At 64.6% G+C, this 18,366-nt stretch carries 15 protein-coding genes; 6 read left to right on the top strand and 9 right to left on the bottom strand.

The window, feature by feature from the left end; genetic code table 11:
* Positions 1-49 precede the first annotated feature (49 nt).
* The 5 genes from THI_RS01015 to THI_RS00995 all read left to right on the top strand — a co-directional run bounded on the left by THI_RS01015 (position 50) and on the right by THI_RS00995 (position 1,518).
* Positions 50-268, top strand: coding sequence for a CsbD family protein (locus THI_RS01015; RefSeq protein WP_013104360.1), 219 nt, complete (start codon positions 50-52; stop codon positions 266-268).
* Between the two features lie 90 nt (positions 269-358).
* The gene (locus THI_RS18260) at positions 359-517 is read left to right on the top strand and encodes a DUF3309 domain-containing protein (protein ID WP_013104359.1); all 159 of its coding nucleotides are present in this window, start codon (positions 359-361) and stop codon (positions 515-517) included.
* A 93-nt stretch (positions 518-610) separates the two neighbouring features.
* Entirely contained in the window at positions 611-922 is a 312-nt protein-coding gene (locus THI_RS01005; protein WP_013104358.1) for a BON domain-containing protein, read from the top strand.
* 146 nt (positions 923-1,068) lie between these two features.
* Positions 1,069-1,284 carry a YMGG-like glycine zipper-containing protein gene (locus THI_RS01000; RefSeq protein WP_013104357.1) on the top strand — a complete coding sequence of 72 codons (216 nt, stop codon included), beginning with the start codon at positions 1,069-1,071 and terminating at the stop codon, positions 1,282-1,284.
* Positions 1,285-1,323: 39 nt separating this feature from the next.
* Positions 1,324-1,518 carry a hypothetical protein gene (locus THI_RS00995; RefSeq protein WP_041608840.1) on the top strand — a complete coding sequence of 65 codons (195 nt, stop codon included), beginning with the start codon at positions 1,324-1,326 and terminating at the stop codon, positions 1,516-1,518.
* A 41-nt stretch (positions 1,519-1,559) separates the two neighbouring features.
* Here THI_RS00995 and THI_RS18685 read toward each other — a convergent pair whose 3' ends face one another.
* Positions 1,560-1,754 carry a hypothetical protein gene (locus THI_RS18685; RefSeq protein WP_013104356.1) on the bottom strand — a complete coding sequence of 65 codons (195 nt, stop codon included), beginning with the start codon at positions 1,752-1,754 and terminating at the stop codon, positions 1,560-1,562.
* 852 nt (positions 1,755-2,606) lie between these two features.
* On the opposite strand from THI_RS18685, the gene THI_RS18255 reads away from it, so the two are divergent.
* Complete coding sequence (locus THI_RS18255; RefSeq protein WP_013104354.1) at positions 2,607-2,762, top strand: DUF3096 domain-containing protein; 156 nt, start codon at positions 2,607-2,609, stop codon at positions 2,760-2,762.
* Positions 2,763-2,804: 42 nt separating this feature from the next.
* Here the strand turns inward: THI_RS18255 and THI_RS00980 are convergent, their stop codons facing one another.
* From THI_RS00980 to THI_RS00950, 8 genes are all read right to left on the bottom strand, one after another.
* Positions 2,805-11,498, bottom strand: a complete 8,694-nt coding sequence (locus THI_RS00980) for a glycoside hydrolase family 94 protein (RefSeq protein ID WP_013104353.1) — start codon at positions 11,496-11,498, stop codon at positions 2,805-2,807.
* Between the two features lie 213 nt (positions 11,499-11,711).
* Positions 11,712-11,861, bottom strand: coding sequence for a hypothetical protein (locus THI_RS18680; protein WP_156053990.1), 150 nt, complete (start codon positions 11,859-11,861; stop codon positions 11,712-11,714).
* A 77-nt stretch (positions 11,862-11,938) separates the two neighbouring features.
* A complete protein-coding gene (locus THI_RS00975) occupies positions 11,939-12,718 on the bottom strand; it encodes a slipin family protein (protein ID WP_013104352.1) in 780 nt (259 codons plus the stop codon).
* Between the two features lie 428 nt (positions 12,719-13,146).
* Positions 13,147-13,329 (bottom strand): hypothetical protein, encoded by a 183-nt coding sequence (locus tag THI_RS00970; RefSeq protein WP_013104351.1) that lies wholly within the window; start codon positions 13,327-13,329, stop codon positions 13,147-13,149.
* Positions 13,330-13,529: 200 nt separating this feature from the next.
* Positions 13,530-14,819, bottom strand: coding sequence for a 4-aminobutyrate--2-oxoglutarate transaminase (gabT, locus tag THI_RS00965; protein WP_013104350.1), 1,290 nt, complete (start codon positions 14,817-14,819; stop codon positions 13,530-13,532).
* 100 nt (positions 14,820-14,919) lie between these two features.
* Complete coding sequence (locus tag THI_RS00960) at positions 14,920-16,434, bottom strand: aldehyde dehydrogenase (RefSeq protein ID WP_013104349.1); 1,515 nt, start codon at positions 16,432-16,434, stop codon at positions 14,920-14,922.
* Between the two features lie 21 nt (positions 16,435-16,455).
* A complete protein-coding gene (locus tag THI_RS00955; protein ID WP_013104348.1) occupies positions 16,456-16,821 on the bottom strand; it encodes a cupin domain-containing protein in 366 nt (121 codons plus the stop codon).
* 58 nt (positions 16,822-16,879) lie between these two features.
* Positions 16,880-18,301: a DUF3138 family protein gene (locus THI_RS00950; protein WP_013104347.1), complete on the bottom strand. Its 1,422-nt coding sequence runs from the start codon at positions 18,299-18,301 to the stop codon at positions 16,880-16,882.
* Positions 18,302-18,366: the final 65 nt, after the last annotated feature.

Genomic DNA, 18,366 nt, shown 5'->3' with positions numbered 1-18,366 from the left:
CGAAGCGACATGAACCGGGGCAACAGCCCCATCACTTGAAGGATTGAACATGAACTGGGAACGTATCGAAGGCAACTGGAAGCAGATCAAGGGTCAGGCCAAAGCGCAATGGGGCAAGCTCACTGACGATCAGCTGACCGAGATCGACGGCAAACGCGAGCAACTCGCCGGAAAGATCCAGGAGTCCTATGGCATCACCAAGGACGAAGCGGAGCAGCAACTCGACGCCTGGCAGAAGCACTGCAAAGACGACGGTCCCGCAATCTGAGCCTGGGGTCAATCAGACCTTGCACAGCCCTGAAGCAAAGCGGTCGGTCGAGAGTCATCGCGCCCATCGCTGCACACGAGGAGTATGACCATGTCGTTAGGCACCATTCTGCTGATCATCCTGATTCTGATGTTGATCGGCGCATTTCCAAGCTGGCCCCACAGCCGCAGCTGGGGGTACTTTCCCAGCGGCATTCTTGGCTTCATTGTGATCGTGGTGCTGATCCTCTTTCTCACAGGGCGCATGTAAGCGTTCATACGCCTGCGCCATTGCGCCATCAAACATCTACCCCTTGGGCAACACGCCTTCGGGGACACTCGGTTTATTTCAAAGGAATGCATCATGCGATCCCACAAAGTGCTTTATGCCGTCATGCTGGCGGCGTCATTGGTCAGTTTTACAGGCTGTGCCGCCACAGATCGGCACGACAGCACGGGCCAGTACATTGACGACACGGCCATCACGACCAAGGTCAAGGCCGCGATTTTTGGCGACCCGCAGCTCAAGCTGTTCGAAATCAAGGTGGTGACCTTCAAGGGCGTGGTGCAACTCAGCGGCTTTGTCGGCACACGCGAAGAGGAGCTGAGAGCGGTCGCCCTTGCACGCAACGTGGACGGCGTGAAGGCGGTTCAGGACAACATGAGCCTGAAGTAAACAGGCGAGTCGCGCCGCGAGGGGAATCGATCCTGGGCAGCGGCGTTGTAGGCCATCGCACAGGCGCCTGATCCCCCTCCAATGCGTGCGTCGCCTCACCGGGGCGACGTGCGCTGTTTTTTCCAACCCATTCAAAAGGTCGCATCATGAACATCAAACAAAGAATTCTCCCCTCGGTTGCCGCTGCCATGTGCTTGCTGGCTCTGGGCGGCTGTGCGGGGATGTCGTCGCAGGATAAAAGCACCGCGATCGGTGCGGGCGTTGGCGCAGTGGGCGGCGCCGTGCTGTCGGGCGGGAGCGGAATCGGGACGGTCGGTGGCGCTGCGGTGGGCGGCGTGATCGGGCATGAAATCGGCAAGTAAGCCATATTGTTTGACAGACCCCCACAACCAGGAAACGCCATGAACCGATCTTTCAAACGGCCCGCAACGATCGTCGCCATCAGCCTTCTGATGGCGGTGCTCTACGGCTGTCAAAAACCAGAGGGCCCGGCAGAAAAAGCTGGCAAGGCCATAGACCAGGGCGCGGCGAAGGCCGGCGAGCAAATCCAAAAAGCTGGCCAGAGCCTGCAAAACGAGGCCCAAAAAAGCCCGTAGGCTCGCTGGCGGTACCACGTGGTGACGGGCTGGCTGTTGGTTCAACCGTCTGTCGACAGCGCCTCGGCACAGTGGTAGGGGATGATCAGCTGGCCTTCGTTGTTGGCAATCGCCTCAATGGTGATGATGGGCGCAGATGATTCAAGGTGGAATGCCTTGAAGGGGATACGTTCTACGGCTGATTGTGGCCGGTCAAGAGAGTCGGAGCCGTCATGAATGCCAGCTGCGGCAATCAATTCTGGCTACACCAAGCAAGCGCAGGGCGGTACGTGTGCTCGGCTTAGGGAGTGTCTGGATTTTTGCATTTCAGGCGGGGGAGCGCTTTTGATGGCATGGCGGGCGACGCGGCGTGTTGCGGTTGATGGCTGGCGCAAAATCTACCAGCGCAAATAGTTGTTCATGCTTCCGCTGTGCACCTGGACACTGCGGGTCTGGCCGTTATGCGTTCCGGTCACTGTGTAACGCCCCCCAGGCAGTTTGACGTAGCACAGGGGGCCATCCGCGGTAAACCTAGCCACCGTCCGGCTGCCGGACCGGATCTCGATCGGCACATCCGCCAGATAGGCTCCACCCGGCCCGCCGACCATCCAGAACCCCAGGTTGTAGTCGGTAGCCCTTGATTGCAATTGCGTCAAACTGCTATCGCCCACTCCGCCGCACAGATGACTGCCGACATGCACAGGGGCCGGCGGGGGACTGCCGACATGCACAGGGGCCGGCGGGGTCGGCATCTGCGCCTGGGCTCCGCTGAGCATCCATGGCGCTCCGGAAAAAAGGACCGCGCATTTTTGAAGAAATGCGCGGGTCGCTGCAGTGCGAGGTCTGGTCATGTCAGTGGGCTCTTGGCTCAGGCGGCTTCCTGTGGATTGCATCGCGGAATGATTCAGCTTCAGGAAGTATGGAAGCTACAGACTTTAGGTCTGCGTTGCGCGGATGTCTGTACGCCAGCGCACGCTGCAGTGGGTCAATGCGTCGCTCGGGCGAAGCCATTCAAAGCGCTGACGTTCGTTAGCGCACAGACGGCAGACGCCTGGAAGGCTAACTTCATGGTCATGCCTGCGCACTCCGACGCGGCCACAAGGACGCATATGAATCTCCATCTCAGTATTGGCCCGCTGGTTTCCCTGGTTGCCGGTGTCCTGATCCTCGCCATGCCCCGCCTTCTTAACTACATCGTGGCGGTCTACCTGATTCTCATCGGACTCATCGGGATCTTTGGCACTGGCGGCCTGCAGTTGCATTGAACAGCCCGCGCGATGCTGCGCGGCCCAGGATGCTCAGTGACCTTATGCCAGCCGTAGCTCGACCTGATGGCTGCGGCCATCGTCCAGCAAAGCGATGCTCGCTGCAGACTGCACCACGCCATCGAGCAGGATCTGGGCTGTAACCTCTGCGGGGTTGGTGGACGACAGCGTCCGCCCGACACGGATGCAATACAGCGTGCTGCCGTAGCGGTAATCCAGCTCAAACCCAGGCCAGTCAGCCGGTAGCACCGGGGCGAGATGCAAGTGTCCGCCCTCGCGGCGCAGTCCGAGCAGCGACTCCACGATAAGGCGGTACATCCAGCCAGCCGAACCGGTGTACCAGCTCCATCCGCCGCGCCCGACATGCTGCGGGGCGGCGTAGACGTCAGCGGTCATGACATAGGGCTCGACCTTGTAGCGCTCGATGTCGGCGGCGCTGCGCGCGTGGTGCACTGGATTGATCATGTCCAGCAACTCCCAGGCACGGGTGGCGTCGCCGAGTTCGGCGAAGGCCATCGCCGCCCAGACCGCGGCGTGCGTGTACTGGCCGCCGTTCTCGCGCACGCCGGGCACATACCCTTTGATGTAGCCGGGGTCGAGCAGGGTCTGGTCGAACGGTGGGTCGAGCAATTGCACCAGCCCGGCATCGCGGCACACCAGACGCTGGTCGAGCTCGTCCATCGCCTGCCGCTGGCGGTCTGCATCGGCGGCGCCGGACAGCACGGCCCAGCTCTGCGCGATGGCGTCGATCTGACATTCCGCGCCGCCAGCCGAACCCAGCGGCGTGCCATCGTCGAAGTAGGCGCGGCGATACCAGGCGCCATCCCAGCCATGCTGGTCGAGGCTGGCGCGCAGCGCCGCCGTGGCGTCAACGCAGCGCGCAGCGAAGTCGGCGTCGCCGCGCGACTGCGCCAGTGGCACGAAGCGCTGCAGTACCTCATGCAAGAAAAAACCGAGCCAGACGCTTTCGCCACGGCCGTGGTCGCCCACGCGGTTCATGCCGTCGTTCCAGTCGCCCGTGCCCATCAGCGGCAGGCCATGCGCGCCGCGCGGCATGCTGTGCTCGATGGCGCGCACGCAATGCTGGTAGAGCGACTCCCGCAGCTCCGAGCGTGTGGCGCGGTCGTAATAGGCCTCTTCATCGGCGTTGACGGCGCGGCCTTCGAGGTAGGACGCAGTCTCGTCGAGCACGGTTTGGTCGCCGGTGATCTGCACATAGCGGCTCACGCATAGCGGCAGCCACAGGTAATCGTCGGAGCAGCGGGTGCGCACGCCGCGGTCCAGCGGCGGATGCCACCAGTGCTGCACGTCGCCTTGGCTGAACTGGTGCGCCGCGCATAGCAGCAGATGCTGGCGCACCGCATCGGGCTGGGCGTGGAGCATCGCCATGGCGTCCTGCAACTGGTCGCGGAAGCCGATGGCACCGCCCGACTGGTAGTAGCCGCTGCGCGCGAGAAAGCGGCAAGCGATCACCTGGTACAGCAGCCAGCCGTTGACCAGCACGTCGAGCGCCGGGTCGGGCGTGCGCACCTGCACCGCACCCAGCGTGCTGCGCCAGTGCGTGCGTACGGCGTCGAGCGTGGTGGCCGCCGTGCCCAGGCCGCGACAGCGCTGCACCAGCGCGCTGGCGGCCTTGGGGCTCTCGGCCACGCCTAGGCGGAAAATGATTTCACGCGTGTCGCCCGCGCCCAGATCGAAGGGAATCTGGATGGCCGCGCAGGGGTCCAGCGCCGCGCCGACTTGCCCGGATAACCGCGCGTTGCGCAGCGCCGCCGGGTCGCGCAGGGTGCCATTGCGGCCGATGAATTCACTGCGGTCGCCGGTCACGCTGCGCGCCGGGTTGTCCACATCGAAAAACGCCACGCGACCGGCGAATTCGGTGTTGTAGGCATTGCGCGCGAACAGGGCACCGGTCACCGGGTCGGACTCGGTGACCACGTGCATGGCGGTCTTCTCGCGCAAGTCGCCAAGCACCCATTCGACATAGCCGGTGGCCGACAGGCGGCGCGCGCGACCGGAGACATTGCGCACCTTCAGCACCGAGAACTTCACCGCCGCGTCCAGCGCCACATACACCCACAACTCGGTGCGGATGCCGTCTTCGCTGTGTTCGAACACGCTGTAGCCGAAGCCGTGACGGGTGCGATACGCGCCTTCACCGCGCCGGGGCAATGGCGTGGGCGACCAGGAATGGCCGCTCTCTTCGTCGCGCACATACAGGGCTTCGCCGCTGGCGTCAGTCACCGGGTCGTTGTGCCAGGGCGTGAGGCGGAATTCGTGCGCGTTCTCGCCCCAGGTGTAGGCGCCGCCGCTCTCCGAGATCACCGTGCCGAACTGCGCATTGGCCAGCACGTTGGCCCACGGCGCGGGGGTGTTCTGTCCCGCCGCCAGCTCGATCACATACTCGCGGCCATCAGCGCTGAAGCCGCCGAAGCGGTTGCCCAGCAGCATGGGTTGGGTGGCCGTGCCGGTCACCGCGACCGCGTTGTCCGCACGCGTGGACTCGGCCAGTCGCGGGCGCGAGGGGATGAAGGCCTCCGGCAGCTTGTGCAGACGTCGGCGCCCGACCTGCTCGGCCAGCGATCCGCGGCCGTCGCTCAAGATCACGCGCGCGGCGGACTGCACCAGAATGCGGTCTTCGCTGGAAATCTGCTGCGCCGGACGCACGAAAATGCCACCAGGGCGGTCGATCAGACTGGCTTCCACGCCTGATGAAATCAGCCCCATGATCTGGTCCTGCAATTGCTGGCGGTAACCGGCGTTGTCCTCGTTCCAGATCACCAAGTCAACCGCCAAGCCTTTGAGGCGCCAGTAGGCGTGCGCCTGCACCAGTTGCCGCACCAATTCGATGTTCGCCGGGTCGGCAATGTGCAGCAACACGATGGGCAGGTCGCCAGAAATGGCCTGGCCCCATAAGCCCGACTGACCGCGCCGGTTGGCGCGCAGGGTGGCGGCGTCGGCGCGCAGTGACGCGTGGGCATAGAGCAGGCAGGACGCCATGTCTTCATAGAGCTGCGCATCGACCTGGCTGCTGTTGAGCTGGCGCAGCATGACCTGGCTATGCGTCCACGCAAGGTCGAACACCCGGTCGGCCAGATGCCGGTCGCGGAATTTTTCGATGAGTTGCAGGCAGGCGTCGCGGCTGTCGCCCACGCCGGTCACCATGTCCACCAGCGCCGATTGCTCGGGCTCGAGGGTGATACGGCAGCGGATGGCGACGATGGGGTCGAGCACCGAGCCTGCGCTGTTGGACAGGTTGCGGGGACGCTGGCTGATGCTGTCCATCGCCTGCGGATCTGAGGTGCTGCGGCCTCGGCCAATGAATCGGGCGCGATCGGTTTCGTAAGAAATTTCGTCAATGTGGGCGTCGTGCACAGCCAGCAGATGGCACATCCACGGCACCGCTTCGGCACTTGAGCGTGCACGCCGGGTGCAGACGATGGCCTGCAGCGGGCGCACCAGTTCGGTCTGCACAAACAGCTTGCTGAAGGCCGGGTGCATGGCGTCGGCCAGCGCAGGCGCCAGCACCACTTCGGCATAGGTGGTGATCTCGATCGTGCGGCGGCTGCGGCTGCGGCTGCGGTTGGTCACGCGCAGGCGGCGCAGTTCGACATCGTCTTCCGGCGACACCGCGATCTCGGTGTGGGTGTCGAAGTCTGGTGTGCGTGTGCGGAACTCGGCGCGAGCGTCGGAGAAAATCGCCTCGTAGGACTTGAGCGTGCGGCGAGCCGGGTGATGCGCGCTCGACCAGTACGCGGCGCTGCTGACATCGCGCAGATAGCAAAACGTGCCGGCATCATCGCGGCTGATGTCTTCGCGCCAGCGCGTCACCGCCATGTCGCGGTGGCGGCTGTAGCCTCCGCCCGCACTGCTGACCATGACGTGATAGCGCCCATTCGAGAGCAGCTGCACGGCGGGCCGGGCGCGGTCCGGATCGGTGAAGACGCGCAGGCTGGTTTCCGCCACGCGCGTGAGCGCCTGCGGCGAAGCAGCGGCGGTGGCATGGCGATATTCAGCCGCGGTTTTCGGCACGCGCTCCTGCAGTAGCAGCAAGGTGGCGCGCAGGCTGGGGTCGGACTCGAAGCGGCGCTGCATTGGGCGCTGCTGCAACAGATGGTCAAGCGCGAGCAGGCTCATACCCTGGTGATGCGCCATGAACGAGCGCACCACGACAGAGTCCTGGCCGCGCGGCAGGCGTGCCGGGGTGTAGTCCACCGCTTCGTACAGGCCGTAGCGGCCTTCCACCCCGGCGTCGGCCAGGCGTTGCAGGTTGACGCAGGCGGCAGCCGGGTCGATCATCAACGCCAGAGCCGAGGCATAGGGCGCCACCACCCGCTCTTCACTCAGGCCGCGTTTGAGGCCCAGCCCCGGCACGCCAAAGGCGCGGTACTGGTAGTTGAACTGCGTGTCCTGCGTGTTGTAGCCCGACTCGGAGACGCCCCAGGGCAGACCCAGCTGCTGGCCGTATTCAATCTGCCGTGCCACTGCGGCCCGGCAGGTCTGGTCGAGCAAGGTGCCAGGCACATTGGGCATCACCAGCAGCGGCATCAGATATTCAAACATCGAGCCAGACCACGACAACAGCACCGGCTCGCCGCCGCTGCTGGTGAGCAAGCGTCCCAGCGCAAACCAGCTGTCCTGCGGGAGTTGCTCCTGCGCGATGGCGACAAAGTTGGTGAGCCGCGCTTCCGAGGCCAGCAGGTCGTAGAACCCGGCGTCGAGCCGGCGCTCATCGACGTTGTAGCCAATCGACAGCAAGTCGCGCTGACTGTCGTAGAGAAAGCTGTAGTCCATCAGCGCCATGGCACCCGCCTGCTGCGCCAGTTGTTCGATGGTCTGCAGCAGGTCTGCGGCGCGCTGCTGCACAGCGTTCGGCGCGGCGCTGCGGGCCTGCACCAGCTGGCGCAGGGTGGGCATGGCCTGCGCTTCGCCGTCCTTCGGCAATGGCGTCCAGGCCGAAAACGGCTGCAGTGTGGCGCTGGCATCGCGGCATTGCGCGCGCAGCGCCTGCAGCCAGAAGGCGACATCGCTGAGGGTGGTGGCGTCGGCGGCTTCCGACGCATCGGGCGTGGCCGGCTCGGTGTCGAGCGCGAGCGCGTCCGCTGCGGCCAGTAAGCCTTGCAGGCAGGCCACGGCAGCCGCCAGCGTGCGCGGCGGACTGGCCAGCGCAGCGTCGAGGGCCTGGCGGAACGGTGCCAGCGCAGCGCCGCTGTGGTCGCGGTCTTGCAAAGCTTCTTCGAGCAATGCGAGGGTGTCATCCAGTCCATGCAGCAAGCGCGGGTCGAACAGCGGGTCGTCCGCCAGCGCCAGCAGGCCGGGGCGCAGGGTCAACAGATGCCCGGCGAGATTGCCGCTGTCCACTGCTGAGATGTAGCGCGGCGCCAGCGGCTGCAGGGTGAGGGTGTCGTACCAGTTGTAGAAATGCCCGCGGTAGCGTTGCAGGCCCTGCAGGGTCTGCAGGGTTTGATCGGTGCGCCGCAACAGCCGCCCGATACCGATGTAACCGAGATCGTAGGCCGCCAGATTTGCCAGCAGCGCCAGCCCCATATTGGTGGGCGAGGTACGGTGCGCGATCACCGGGGCCGGTTGCTCCTGAAAATTGTCCGGCGGCAGGCCGTGGTCCAGCGTGCCGACATGGGCTTCGAAAAACGCCCAGGTCTTGCGCGCAAGCCGCCGCAGAAACCGCTGGGCTTCAGGCGTGGGCATGAAGGTCTGCATGACCGGCGGCTGGCTGATGCGCCAGGCCATGGCGGGCGAGGCCAGCCACAGCAGCAGCAAGGGCGCAGCCACCAGCAGCGCGCCGGGCCGCAGCAGCGCCAACGCGCCCGCGACCAGCAACGCCAGCAACGGCCCGATCGCCATCGACTTGAACGTGGCGGCCAGCGTGGTGCTGACGCTGCGCTCCACCGCCTGCGACGGGTTCCACTGCAGCAACAGGCGCCGCGTGACGGCCATGCGCCACAGCGTGCGCACAATGGCGTCGAAGCTGTAGAGCGCCTCATGCGGCAGCCATGCCAGAGTGAGCAGGACATGCGTGGCATGCTGGCCCATGCTGCGTAGCGCCAGGCGCAGGTGCTGGCCGAGTAGCACTTCACGCGGCTTGATGAACAGATCGAGTTGCAGCGCCAGCAGCGGCGGCACGACCACCACGGCCAACACAGCCAAGGTCCACGCCGCGGTCTGCGTGATGACAAACCAGCCGAGCAGCAGCAGCGCCAGCAGCGCGGCGGGCACCAGACTGCGTCGCAGGTTGTCGAGGATCTTCCAGCGCGACAAGGCCGACAGCGGGTTGCGCGTGCGCTGGCGCTGTGGCGTACGCACCCAAGGCAGAACCCACGGCAGCAACTGCCAGTCGCCGCGAATCCAGCGATGGCGGCGGTTCACGTCGCTGCCATACCGCGACGGATAGTCCTCGAAAAACTGCACGTCGCTGATCAGGCCAGAGCGGGCGAAGCAGCCCTCCACCAGATCGTGGCTGAGGATGCTGTTCTCGGCGAAGCGATTCGCCAGAGCTTGCTCGAACGCATCGACGTCGTAAATGCCCTTGCCGATGAACGAGCCTTCGCCGAACAGGTCCTGGTAAAGGTCTGACACCGCGCTGGTGTAGGGGTCGATGCCGGCGTCGCTGCCGAACAATCGCGCGTACATCGAGCGCGCCGCGCTGGGCAGGCTGATACCCACGCGCGGTTGCAGGATGGCGTGCCCGGCGATGACGCGCTGCGTGGCGGTGTCGATCACCGGCCGATTGAGCGGGTGCGCCATGGCGCCGATGAACTGGCGCGCAGCGTCGCGCGGCAACTGCGTATCGGTGTCCAGGGTGATGACGTACTTGACCTCGGTGAGCACTTCGATGCGGCCCACGATCTGCATATACCGCGTGCCGCCTGCGCCGCGCAGCAGACCGTTGAGCTCGGTCAGCTTGCCGCGCTTGCGCTCGTAACCCATCCACACCTTGTCGGTCGCATTCCAGCGGCGCGGCCGGTGCAGCAGAAAGAAACGGTCGGCCTGCGCGTCGGGGTGGCTGGCGTTGAGCGCGTCGATGCGCTCGGTGGCCTGTTGCAGCAGCGCCGCGTCGGTCTCCAGCACTTCACTCTGGGCATCGACAAAATCGGTGAGCAGGGCGAAGTGCAGATGCGGGTCGCGATTGGCCAGGAAGCGCACCTCGAGCGCATCGGCCAGGGCGTCCACGTCCTGCGCACTGCTGAGCATGGCTGGAATCACCACCAGGGTGCGCACCTCGGGCGGTAGGCCCTTGGAAAAATCGAGCCGAGGCAGGATGCGCGGCAACACCACGATGGACAGCAGCCAGTTCACCAGGCTGATGGCCAGCTGGCTGCTGATCAACCCCACCGCAACAGCGATAGCCAGGAATTCCCAGCCATGCAGGCCATTGCGCTGCACGACACGCAGAAGAGGCTGCGCCAGCAGAGCCAGCAACAGCAAAACCGAGCCGAGGTACAGGGTGAGGGGCGCGCGCAGGGCGAACCGCCGCAGCGCGTCGCGGGCCGAATCTTGCGCGGCCACACGCTGTTCGAGCGCGGCCAGTCCGCGGTCGATGAGAAAGTAACCGACGTGGCTCTGCGACGGCTGCTCGGTCGCGCCCGGCGCGGTGTGACTCGCCAGATCAACCGCAGCGAGGGCCACTTCGCCTTCACTGCGGGTGGTGCGCTTGGCCAGGCGTTCCACCACATGGCGGTAGTGGTCGCGCGTGGTGAAGTCCATCGCGGCATAGATGCCTGCCGGGTCTTGGCGCAAGACCTGCTCCACATGACTCATGGACTCGACGAAGGTGCGCCAGTCCATGCTGGACAGCGTGCGCAGACTGCCGATGCTGTTGCCGATGGTCACCTGATCAGCGGCCTGCTGCTGGGCTTCGAGCTGTACCAGCCGCTCGATGTTGTGCCCGGATTCCGACAGCGCCTGCTCCACCCAGGTCAACGCCAGCGCCAGTGCGGGCCCCTGGCCTTGCAGCCGCCGCGTGAGTTCGGCCACAAAGGAGCAGGCCATGGGCGGGCCCGAGCGCGCCATGTCGGCCACGGCGAGCACCACGCTCTTGGGGTCGCTCTCGGCGACTTCGGCCATGCGATCGGCCCACTGCCCGGCCACGTTGCGGTCGCCCCATTCGGCCATCACCCGCACCGCAACCCGGCGCAGATTCTCGATCAGCCCCAGTCGCAGCATGATCGGAACGGCCCACAGCTCGCCCAGCTTGAGTGGCGCCACCGTCTGGTAGGCGGCGACGAAGCGGCGCAGGCTTTCGCCGTCCAGGCGGCCGTCGGCGTGGACGATGGTTTCCAGCGCAATGTCATAGACCCGCGGCAGGTTGGCCGAAGGGCCGTTGATCAGCCACGGCAGCTCACGGCTGTAGCCCTTGGGCAGGTCGCGCTGCGCGGTGCGAATCTGCTCCTCGATCAGGTAATCGTTATCGAGCAGCCACTCCGCTGCCGGTGTGATGCGATGCCCCTGGTACACCGCCTGCGTCAGCACCGAGCTGGCATGCGCCAGCGTGTCCGCGTTGTCGGCAAGCCGGGTGAGCAAGGCATTGTTCTGCGGCCGCATGGAGGCCTGATGCCGTGCGGCCAGCACCACGCCATGCTGCTCCATCTGATCGGCGCTGAGCAAATCCGAGCGCAGCACGGGTTCGTCAACCTGTGCCGGGCGAAAGATGGCCGGGCGAAGCAGTCGACTACCCAGTTGCGGCCAATGGGGTTTTGCGTGAAGGGGCCAGAATTTCAAGATGAGAGCGCCCCCAGACCTGCCGCATTCGCGTCAGGCCCCCCGAGGGGGATGAGAAAACTTGGGGCGGCCCTACGTTTTCTCATGAGGCGCCGGTGAAGTGACCTCGCGCCACGAAAATGAAAGACGGCCCCGCAACCGGCTTGCAGCGGCCGCGCCTGGACGCCGGCTCTCTCAGCCTTCAACGCCGTGCACTGCGTTGCACGCATCGCGTCAGCCTCCATGGTGGGAGCGTTTGCCCGGATTTTTCTTGCGGGTGGACTTGCCGCGCACCAAACTGCGCTTTTGGCCTGTGGCCTTCATCTGCGGAATCGCGGGCTGGCTGTTTGCATCAATGGGGCGGGTGGGAGATTTGCTGGGCATGGCGGGCTTTCGGTTGGATCAACAAGAAGGGCATTGCGCCTGCTGGGACACAGCGCGCAAGGCAGGATGGCGGCGGATCAGTGCTGATCCGCGACTTTTTCAATGATCTGCAGAATCGGCTTGATCAGATCGATCGGCATCGGGAAGATGACCGTGGAATTTTTCTCGGTACCAATTTCCGACAGCGTTTGCAAATAGCGCAGCTGCATGCCGCCGGGTGCCGAAGCCAGAATGGCCGCCGCATTCACCAGCGTCTGTGCGGCCTGGAATTCAGCGTCAGCATGAATCACCTTGGCGCGGCGGTCGCGTTCAGCCTCCGCCTGCTTGGCGATGGCGCGCACCATGTCTTCGGTCAGTTCGATATTTCGGATCTCCACCACGCTGACCTTGATGCCCCAGGCCTCGGTCTGGGCGTCCAGAATGGCTTGAATATCGGCATTGATCTTGCTGCGCTCGGACAGCATTTCATCCAGGTCGTGCTTGCCCAGCACCGCGCGCAAGGTGGTTTGCGCCAGCTTGCTGGTTGCGGAGAAAAAATCTTCCACTTGGATAAAGGCCTTTTCTGGATCGACGATGCGGAAATACAGCACCGCATCCACCTTGACGGACACGTTGTCCCGCGAGATCACGTCCTGCGATGGCACCTCGTGCACCACGGTGCGCAAATCCATTCGGGCCATGCGCTGCAACACGGGGATCACGAGAATCAGCCCGGGCCCTTTGACCCGCTGGAAGCGACCGAGCTGGAACACCACGGCCCGCTGGTATTCGTAGATGATCTTGAGGGACGAGGCCAGAAACAGCACCAGAACGACCAGGAGGAGGAACAGTGGAGACAGGATGGGAATGTTGGACATGGCGGCGCTGGCAACTTGAAAAGTGGCTGCCAAGTGGCGCAGAAGCCGTCGAGCCGAACCCTTGCACGGCCAGAGATCAGCTGAATTGCAGGCGCTTTTTTGACGGCTTTTCGAGGATCTGGACCCTCAGCAGAACAGTCGTTCCAAAGAGCGCAGGGCGCTGCCTTGGAACTGTTGTTGCAACGTAGGCCAAAAGCCTTTGCGGGTCTGTACGTTTGCGTACAGACCCGCAAAAAACGCAGATACCGGATCGCTCACGCTGTGATGCTGGCGCTTTCCGGCGGGCCGGGGTCTGGCCGGCGTTTGTCGATTCAGGCGTTTGCAAAAACCCTGATGCTCAACGGTGATCGTGTGCCCAGCGTTCGCACGATCTGGCTCAGGGCGGTACCTGAAGAAGTCAGCCGGGTCTGGCCCTGCTGGAGATCAGATCAAAATCGCTCGGCATATTGCGCATATTCCCAAGGGGAAATCTGCGCCAGATCGCTGCGCCACTCGAGTGGTTGCAGCGCGGCGATCTGCTCCACTGCAATCTGGCCCAGTGCGGACAGATCTTGCGCGCCCTGCGCTGCCAGGGCGTCGGCGGTGGATAGCGGGTCGCTCGGTTTGTCCATCGCCGCATCGCGGCCCTGGCACTAGGGCCTGATAACGCTATTGACGCACCCACGCCGGGGGTCTGGGCGGAGGCGATGCGAGGCGCAGGCCGCGCCGTGGTGTGTTGCACCACAAGCGGACGGCAACGTGGCAGTGCGCCGCCCAGCCCCCGGCCCGAAGGGTTGCCCCCAGGCGGGTGCATACATAGCGTGAACAGGCCCTAACCCTTGGCCGCCAGCAGCGACGCTTCGAGGATGTCGAGCGCCTCGGCGAACACGGCGTCTGAAATCGTCAGCGGGAACAGGAAGCGCACCACGTTGTAGTCCACGCCACAGGTCAGCAGGATGAGGCCGCGCCTGAGCGCCTCGACCTGCACGGCCTTGGTATAAGCCGCGTCCGGTTTGCCAGAGGCGGGGTCGTTGAACTGCACCGCGACCATGGCGCCCAGGCCGCGCACATCGCTGATCTGCGGCACTTGCGCGCGCAGGCCATCGAGCCGCGCCTTGAGCTGATCGCCCAGCTTCTGGCCGCGCGCCGGGAGTTGCTCGTCGTGCATCACGTCGATCACGGCGTGCGCGGCGGCCACGGCCATGGGGTTGCCCGCGTAGGTGCCGCCCAGGCCGCCGGGGGCCGGGGCGTCCATGATCTCGGCGCGGCCGGTCACGGCCGACAGCGGCATGCCCGAGGCCAGCGATTTGGCGATGGTCATGAGGTCGGGCAGCACTCCGGTCTGCTCGAAAAAATGTTCCATCGCGAACAGCTTGCCGGTGCGGCCGAAGCCGGTCTGCACCTCGTCGGCGATGAGCACGATGCCGTGCTGGTCGCACAGTGCGCGCAGCCACTTCACCGCCTCGGCCTGAATGACGTTGAAGCCACCCTCGCCCTGGATGGGCTCGAAGATGATGGCGGCTACGCGGGAGGGTTCGATGTCGGCCTTGAACAGCAGTTCCACCGCCTTTTTCGTCTCGTCGAGGCTGGCGCAATGACAGGGAAACGGCGCGTGATAGATCTCCGGCGGAAAGGGGCCGAAGCCCGCCTTATACGGCTGCACTTTGCCGGTGAGCGACACGGCAAACAGGCTGCGGCCGTGGAAGGCGCCGCCAAAGGCAATCACCCCTGGGCGCTGGGTGTAGGCGCGGGCAATCTTGATGGCGTTTTCCACGGCTTCAGCGCCGGTGGAGAACAGCGCGGTTTTCTTCGCGTGGCTGCCGGGCGTGAGGGCGTTGAGCTTTTCGGCCAGGCTGACATAGCTCTCATACGGCACGACCTGATAGCAAGTGTGGGTGAAGTGCTGCAGTTGCTCCTGCAACGCGGCGACGATTTTCGGGTGGCGATGGCCGACGTTCATCACCGCGATGCCGCCAGCGAAGTCGATGTAGCGGCGGCCTTCGACGTCCCACAGCTCGGCGCCCTCGGCGCGGTCGGCGTAGAAGCTGGCCATCACGCCCACGCCGCGGGGCGTGGCAGCGGCGCGGCGCGCCTGGAGTTGTTCATTCAGTGAGTGGTTCATGGTGTGTCTCCGAGAAATTCCCCCTTCCGGCCTCCCCACTGCGTGGAGGAGGAGCAAAGGCCCCCTCTCCGCTTGCGGGGAGGGCCGGGGAGGGGAGGGTTCAGTTCGCGCTGTCGATGCGCATCCAGGTGGTTTTGAGTTCGGTGTATTTGTCGAAGGCATGCAGCGACTTGTCGCGGCCGTTGCCCGACTGCTTCACGCCGCCGAACGGCACGGTGATGTCGTCCTCGTCGTACTGGTTGACGTGCACGGTGCCCGCCTGCAGCGCGCGCGACACGCGCACCGCGCGGTCGATATTGCGCGACCACACCCCGGCGTGCAGGCCGTAGGCGCTGTCGTTGGCAATCGCCACGGCTTCGGCTTCGGTCTTGAAGCGAATGACCGCCAGCACCGGGCCGAAGATTTCTTCCTGCGCGATTTTCATGCTGTTTTTCACGCCGTCGAACACCGTCGGGGCGACGTACTGCCCGCCGGTCTCCTGCAGCGCGCGGCAGCCACCGGCCACGCAGCGCGCGCCCTCGTCCACGCCCGACTGGATATAGCCGAGCACGGTCTGCGTCTGGGTTTCATCGACCAGCGCGCCAAGCACGGTGGATGCATCCAGCGGGTCGGCCGGGTGGTATTGCGGAGTGAGCGCAGCGAGCTTCTCGACGAAGGCATCGGCAATGCTGTCCTGCACCAGCAGGCGTGAGGGCGCGTTGCAGCTCTCGCCCTGGTTGTAGAACATGCTGCCGATGGCCGTTGCGGCGGCGCGGTCGAGATCGTCGAAGTCGGCGAAGACAATGTTGGCCGACTTGCCGCCAAGTTCGTTGTACACGCGCTTCAAGTTGCTGCGGCTGGAATAGTCGAGCATGCGGCGGCCGGTGCGGGTGGATCCGGTAAAGCCGATGGCGTCCACGTCCATGTGCAGCGCCAGCGCTTCACCGGCCTCATGCCCGAAGCCCGGCACCACGTTGAACACGCCCTCTGGCAGCCCGGCCTCCAGCGCCAGTTCGGCCAGACGCAGCGCGGTGAGCGGCGATTTTTCAGAAGGCTTGAGCACCACGCTGTTGCCCGCGGCCAGCGCGGGCCCCAGCTTCCACGAGGCCATCAGCATAGGGTAGTTCCACGGCACGATGGCGCCGACCACGCCGATGGCCTGGCGCGTAATGAGGGCCAGCGCGTTGTCGCCGGTGGGGGCGATTTCGTCGTAGATCTTGTCCACCGCTTCGCCGAACCACTGCAGGCAGCGCGCGGCGGACGGCACGTCGGTGGACAGGCTGTTCTTGATCGGCTTGCCCATGTCGAGGGTTTCGAGCAGCGCGAGTTCGTCGCGCGCAGCGCGCAGTTGCTCGGCAAACGCCACCATCACCTTCTTGCGCGCAGCGGGCGGCTGGCCAGCCCAGCGGCGGTCATTGAATGCAGCGCGGGCCGAGGCCACGGCGCGGTCGATGTCCGCCGCCTTGCCGCGGGCGACGCGGGCAATCACCTTGCCGTCAACGGGCGAGATGCAGTCGAACAGGCTGCCATCAGTCGCGGCCCAGCGCCTGCCGTCGATGACCATGCGGCCGTCGATACCGCGCTTGAGCAGATCGTCGGCGCGTTGATGCCAGATGCGATTGAAGTTCTCGGTCATGCGAATCTCCTGGGGTAAGGTTTAGTTCTTTTTGAGCGCCATGATGGCGTAGTGTTTGCGCACCCGAGTGTGGTTTTCCCAGATGCCGGTGAAGCCGCCGGGCACGACGAACGCGTCACCGACGCGAAATTCCTGCGCCGCGCCGTCGTCTGCGGTGAGGGTCATATGCCCTTCGAGCAGCACGCAGAACTCCTCTTCATGCGGGTCGTAGCACACCCGCCAAGCGCCGGGCTCGCCCTGCCAGATGCCTGCGGAGAACTGACCGGTGGCGTCGGTGTAGTGATTCCAGGCCAGTTGCTGCGGGTCGCCGCGCAGCACCCGGTCGGGCGCTGGAGCGATGGGTTCGGGCGCCACCCGGTTCGTTGTGAAGGCGATGGGGTGGCGCATGATGGAGTAGCAAAAAGCGGTGAGGCGGCGGGCAAGACACCCGCCGCGAAAGGACAGATCAGAAGCTCACGACCACCGAAGCGGCAAGAAGATTGTTGTCCTTTTTGTAGCTGCCATCCGACACGTTGTAGAAGGTAGCAAGGCTGGAGCGGTCATAGCGGTATTCCATCTTCAATGTGGTCGACTCGGTCAGCAGGTAATTCCAGCCGAGCGAGAGGGCGTAGCGGTTGGCGCCCTTGTTGGGGTCGACGATGGTCCAGTTACCCGTGCCGTCGTTGACGTAGCCGGGGCCGAAGCCGTTGACGCCGTTGAAGCTCGCGCCGGGGCCACCGGCAGTCGGGTTCATATAGCCGCCCGGCAGCCCGCCGCCATTGCTGCTGTTGTTGAGATAGTCAGCGCGGGCGAAACCGAGGAAGCGCGGGGTGAAGTTATAGGTCAGCATGCCCGAGGCGCCCCACCACTTGGCTTTGCCGCCGTTATACGCTGCCCCGGTCTGCTGTCCATAGCCGAGTTGGCCGTAGTAGCCCCAGTCGCCCTGGGTCAGGTAGCCGTCGACCTCGAACATCTGCGCGGTCGAGGTGCCAGTGGCAAACAGCGGCGTGGTGCCGTCCGCCGCCACGTTGGAGTTCGGCAGCTTGCCCACCATGCCCCAGAAGCCGATATCGGCGTTGTCATAACCGGGCGGGGTGTAGTCGGCACGGAACACCAGTGCCGGGGCACGCCCGCCGGAGCCGCCGTAGTAATAACGCGGCGAGTTCATATTGGCGATCATGCTCTTCCACTCCCAGTTGCCCACGGTCTGGTCGAGCCCGACGCCGGTGTAGGCGGTCAGCTCGGTGAAGTCGAACAGCAGGTTATGGGTGATGGGTTTGGTCTGGTTGTCCCAGGTGTATTCATAGCCTTCCCAGTCGGGGATCTGGCCGGCGATGAGCTTGGTCTCGTTGTTCAACGGAATCGACACCGAAGCTTCATGAATGATGGAGTTGCCATTCATGTTGACGCCGGCGCCCCGATCGGGAGCCAGGGTGAGGTTCCAGCCCACGCCGCCCGCGGTTTCCTTCTGGAACTGGAGATAAACGCCGCCGAAATACGAGTTGTCGTAGTTGTAGAGCGAGTACGCACCCGGATCGCCATTGGACCGATTCAGGAATACGAACGAACTGGCCTGCTGATCTTGGTTGTAGACATAGGCCGGGGCGATCATGCCGCTGACCTTCAATCCCTTGAAGCCGGACGACTCGGTTTGCTCCTTGATGCCCGAGACCTGCACATCCGCATGGTTGGCCACCTTCGAGGCTTCATCTGTCGCCTTCTGGTTGTCGGTGATCTGGGTTTGCTGCGCCTTGACCTGCGCTTCGAGTTGCTGCACCTTGGCTTTGAGCGCTTGCAGCTCGTTCAGGATGTCGGCGTTGGTGTCGGCATGTGCCAGTGGGGCGAGCCCCAGGCTGGCCGCCAGCACGGTGAGTTTGAACTTGTTCATCAGTGTGTCCTCCAGGTGTTTTTAGATGTTGACAGGGTGCTTCTCTTGCTCAAAAAACCGCTCCT

This window comes from Thiomonas arsenitoxydans (genome assembly GCF_000253115.1).
In the GTDB taxonomy this organism is placed as follows: Bacteria; Pseudomonadota; Gammaproteobacteria; order Burkholderiales; family Burkholderiaceae_C; genus Thiomonas; species Thiomonas arsenitoxydans.
Note: the sequence above shows the minus strand (reverse complement) of the source record. Positions and strands in the feature narration are given on the sequence as shown.

Excerpts from the sequence above, each read along its gene's own strand:
- THI_RS01015 (WP_013104360.1), top strand. The coding sequence starts at position 50 with ATGAACTGGGAACGTATCGAAGGCAACTGGAAGCAGATCAAGGGTCAG.
- THI_RS18260 (WP_013104359.1), top strand. The coding sequence starts at position 359 with ATGTCGTTAGGCACCATTCTGCTGATCATCCTGATTCTGATGTTGATC.
- THI_RS01005 (WP_013104358.1), top strand. The coding sequence starts at position 611 with ATGCGATCCCACAAAGTGCTTTATGCCGTCATGCTGGCGGCGTCATTG.
- THI_RS01000 (WP_013104357.1), top strand. The coding sequence starts at position 1,069 with ATGAACATCAAACAAAGAATTCTCCCCTCGGTTGCCGCTGCCATGTGC.
- THI_RS00995 (WP_041608840.1), top strand. The coding sequence starts at position 1,324 with ATGAACCGATCTTTCAAACGGCCCGCAACGATCGTCGCCATCAGCCTT.
- THI_RS18255 (WP_013104354.1), top strand. The coding sequence starts at position 2,607 with ATGAATCTCCATCTCAGTATTGGCCCGCTGGTTTCCCTGGTTGCCGGT.
- THI_RS18680 (WP_156053990.1), bottom strand. The coding sequence starts at position 11,861 with ATGCCCAGCAAATCTCCCACCCGCCCCATTGATGCAAACAGCCAGCCC.
- THI_RS00975 (WP_013104352.1), bottom strand. The coding sequence starts at position 12,718 with ATGTCCAACATTCCCATCCTGTCTCCACTGTTCCTCCTCCTGGTCGTT.
- THI_RS00970 (WP_013104351.1), bottom strand. The coding sequence starts at position 13,329 with ATGGACAAACCGAGCGACCCGCTATCCACCGCCGACGCCCTGGCAGCG.
- gabT (WP_013104350.1), bottom strand. The coding sequence starts at position 14,819 with ATGAACCACTCACTGAATGAACAACTCCAGGCGCGCCGCGCCGCTGCC.
- THI_RS00960 (WP_013104349.1), bottom strand. The coding sequence starts at position 16,434 with ATGACCGAGAACTTCAATCGCATCTGGCATCAACGCGCCGACGATCTG.
- THI_RS00955 (WP_013104348.1), bottom strand. The coding sequence starts at position 16,821 with ATGCGCCACCCCATCGCCTTCACAACGAACCGGGTGGCGCCCGAACCC.
- THI_RS00950 (WP_013104347.1), bottom strand. The coding sequence starts at position 18,301 with ATGAACAAGTTCAAACTCACCGTGCTGGCGGCCAGCCTGGGGCTCGCC.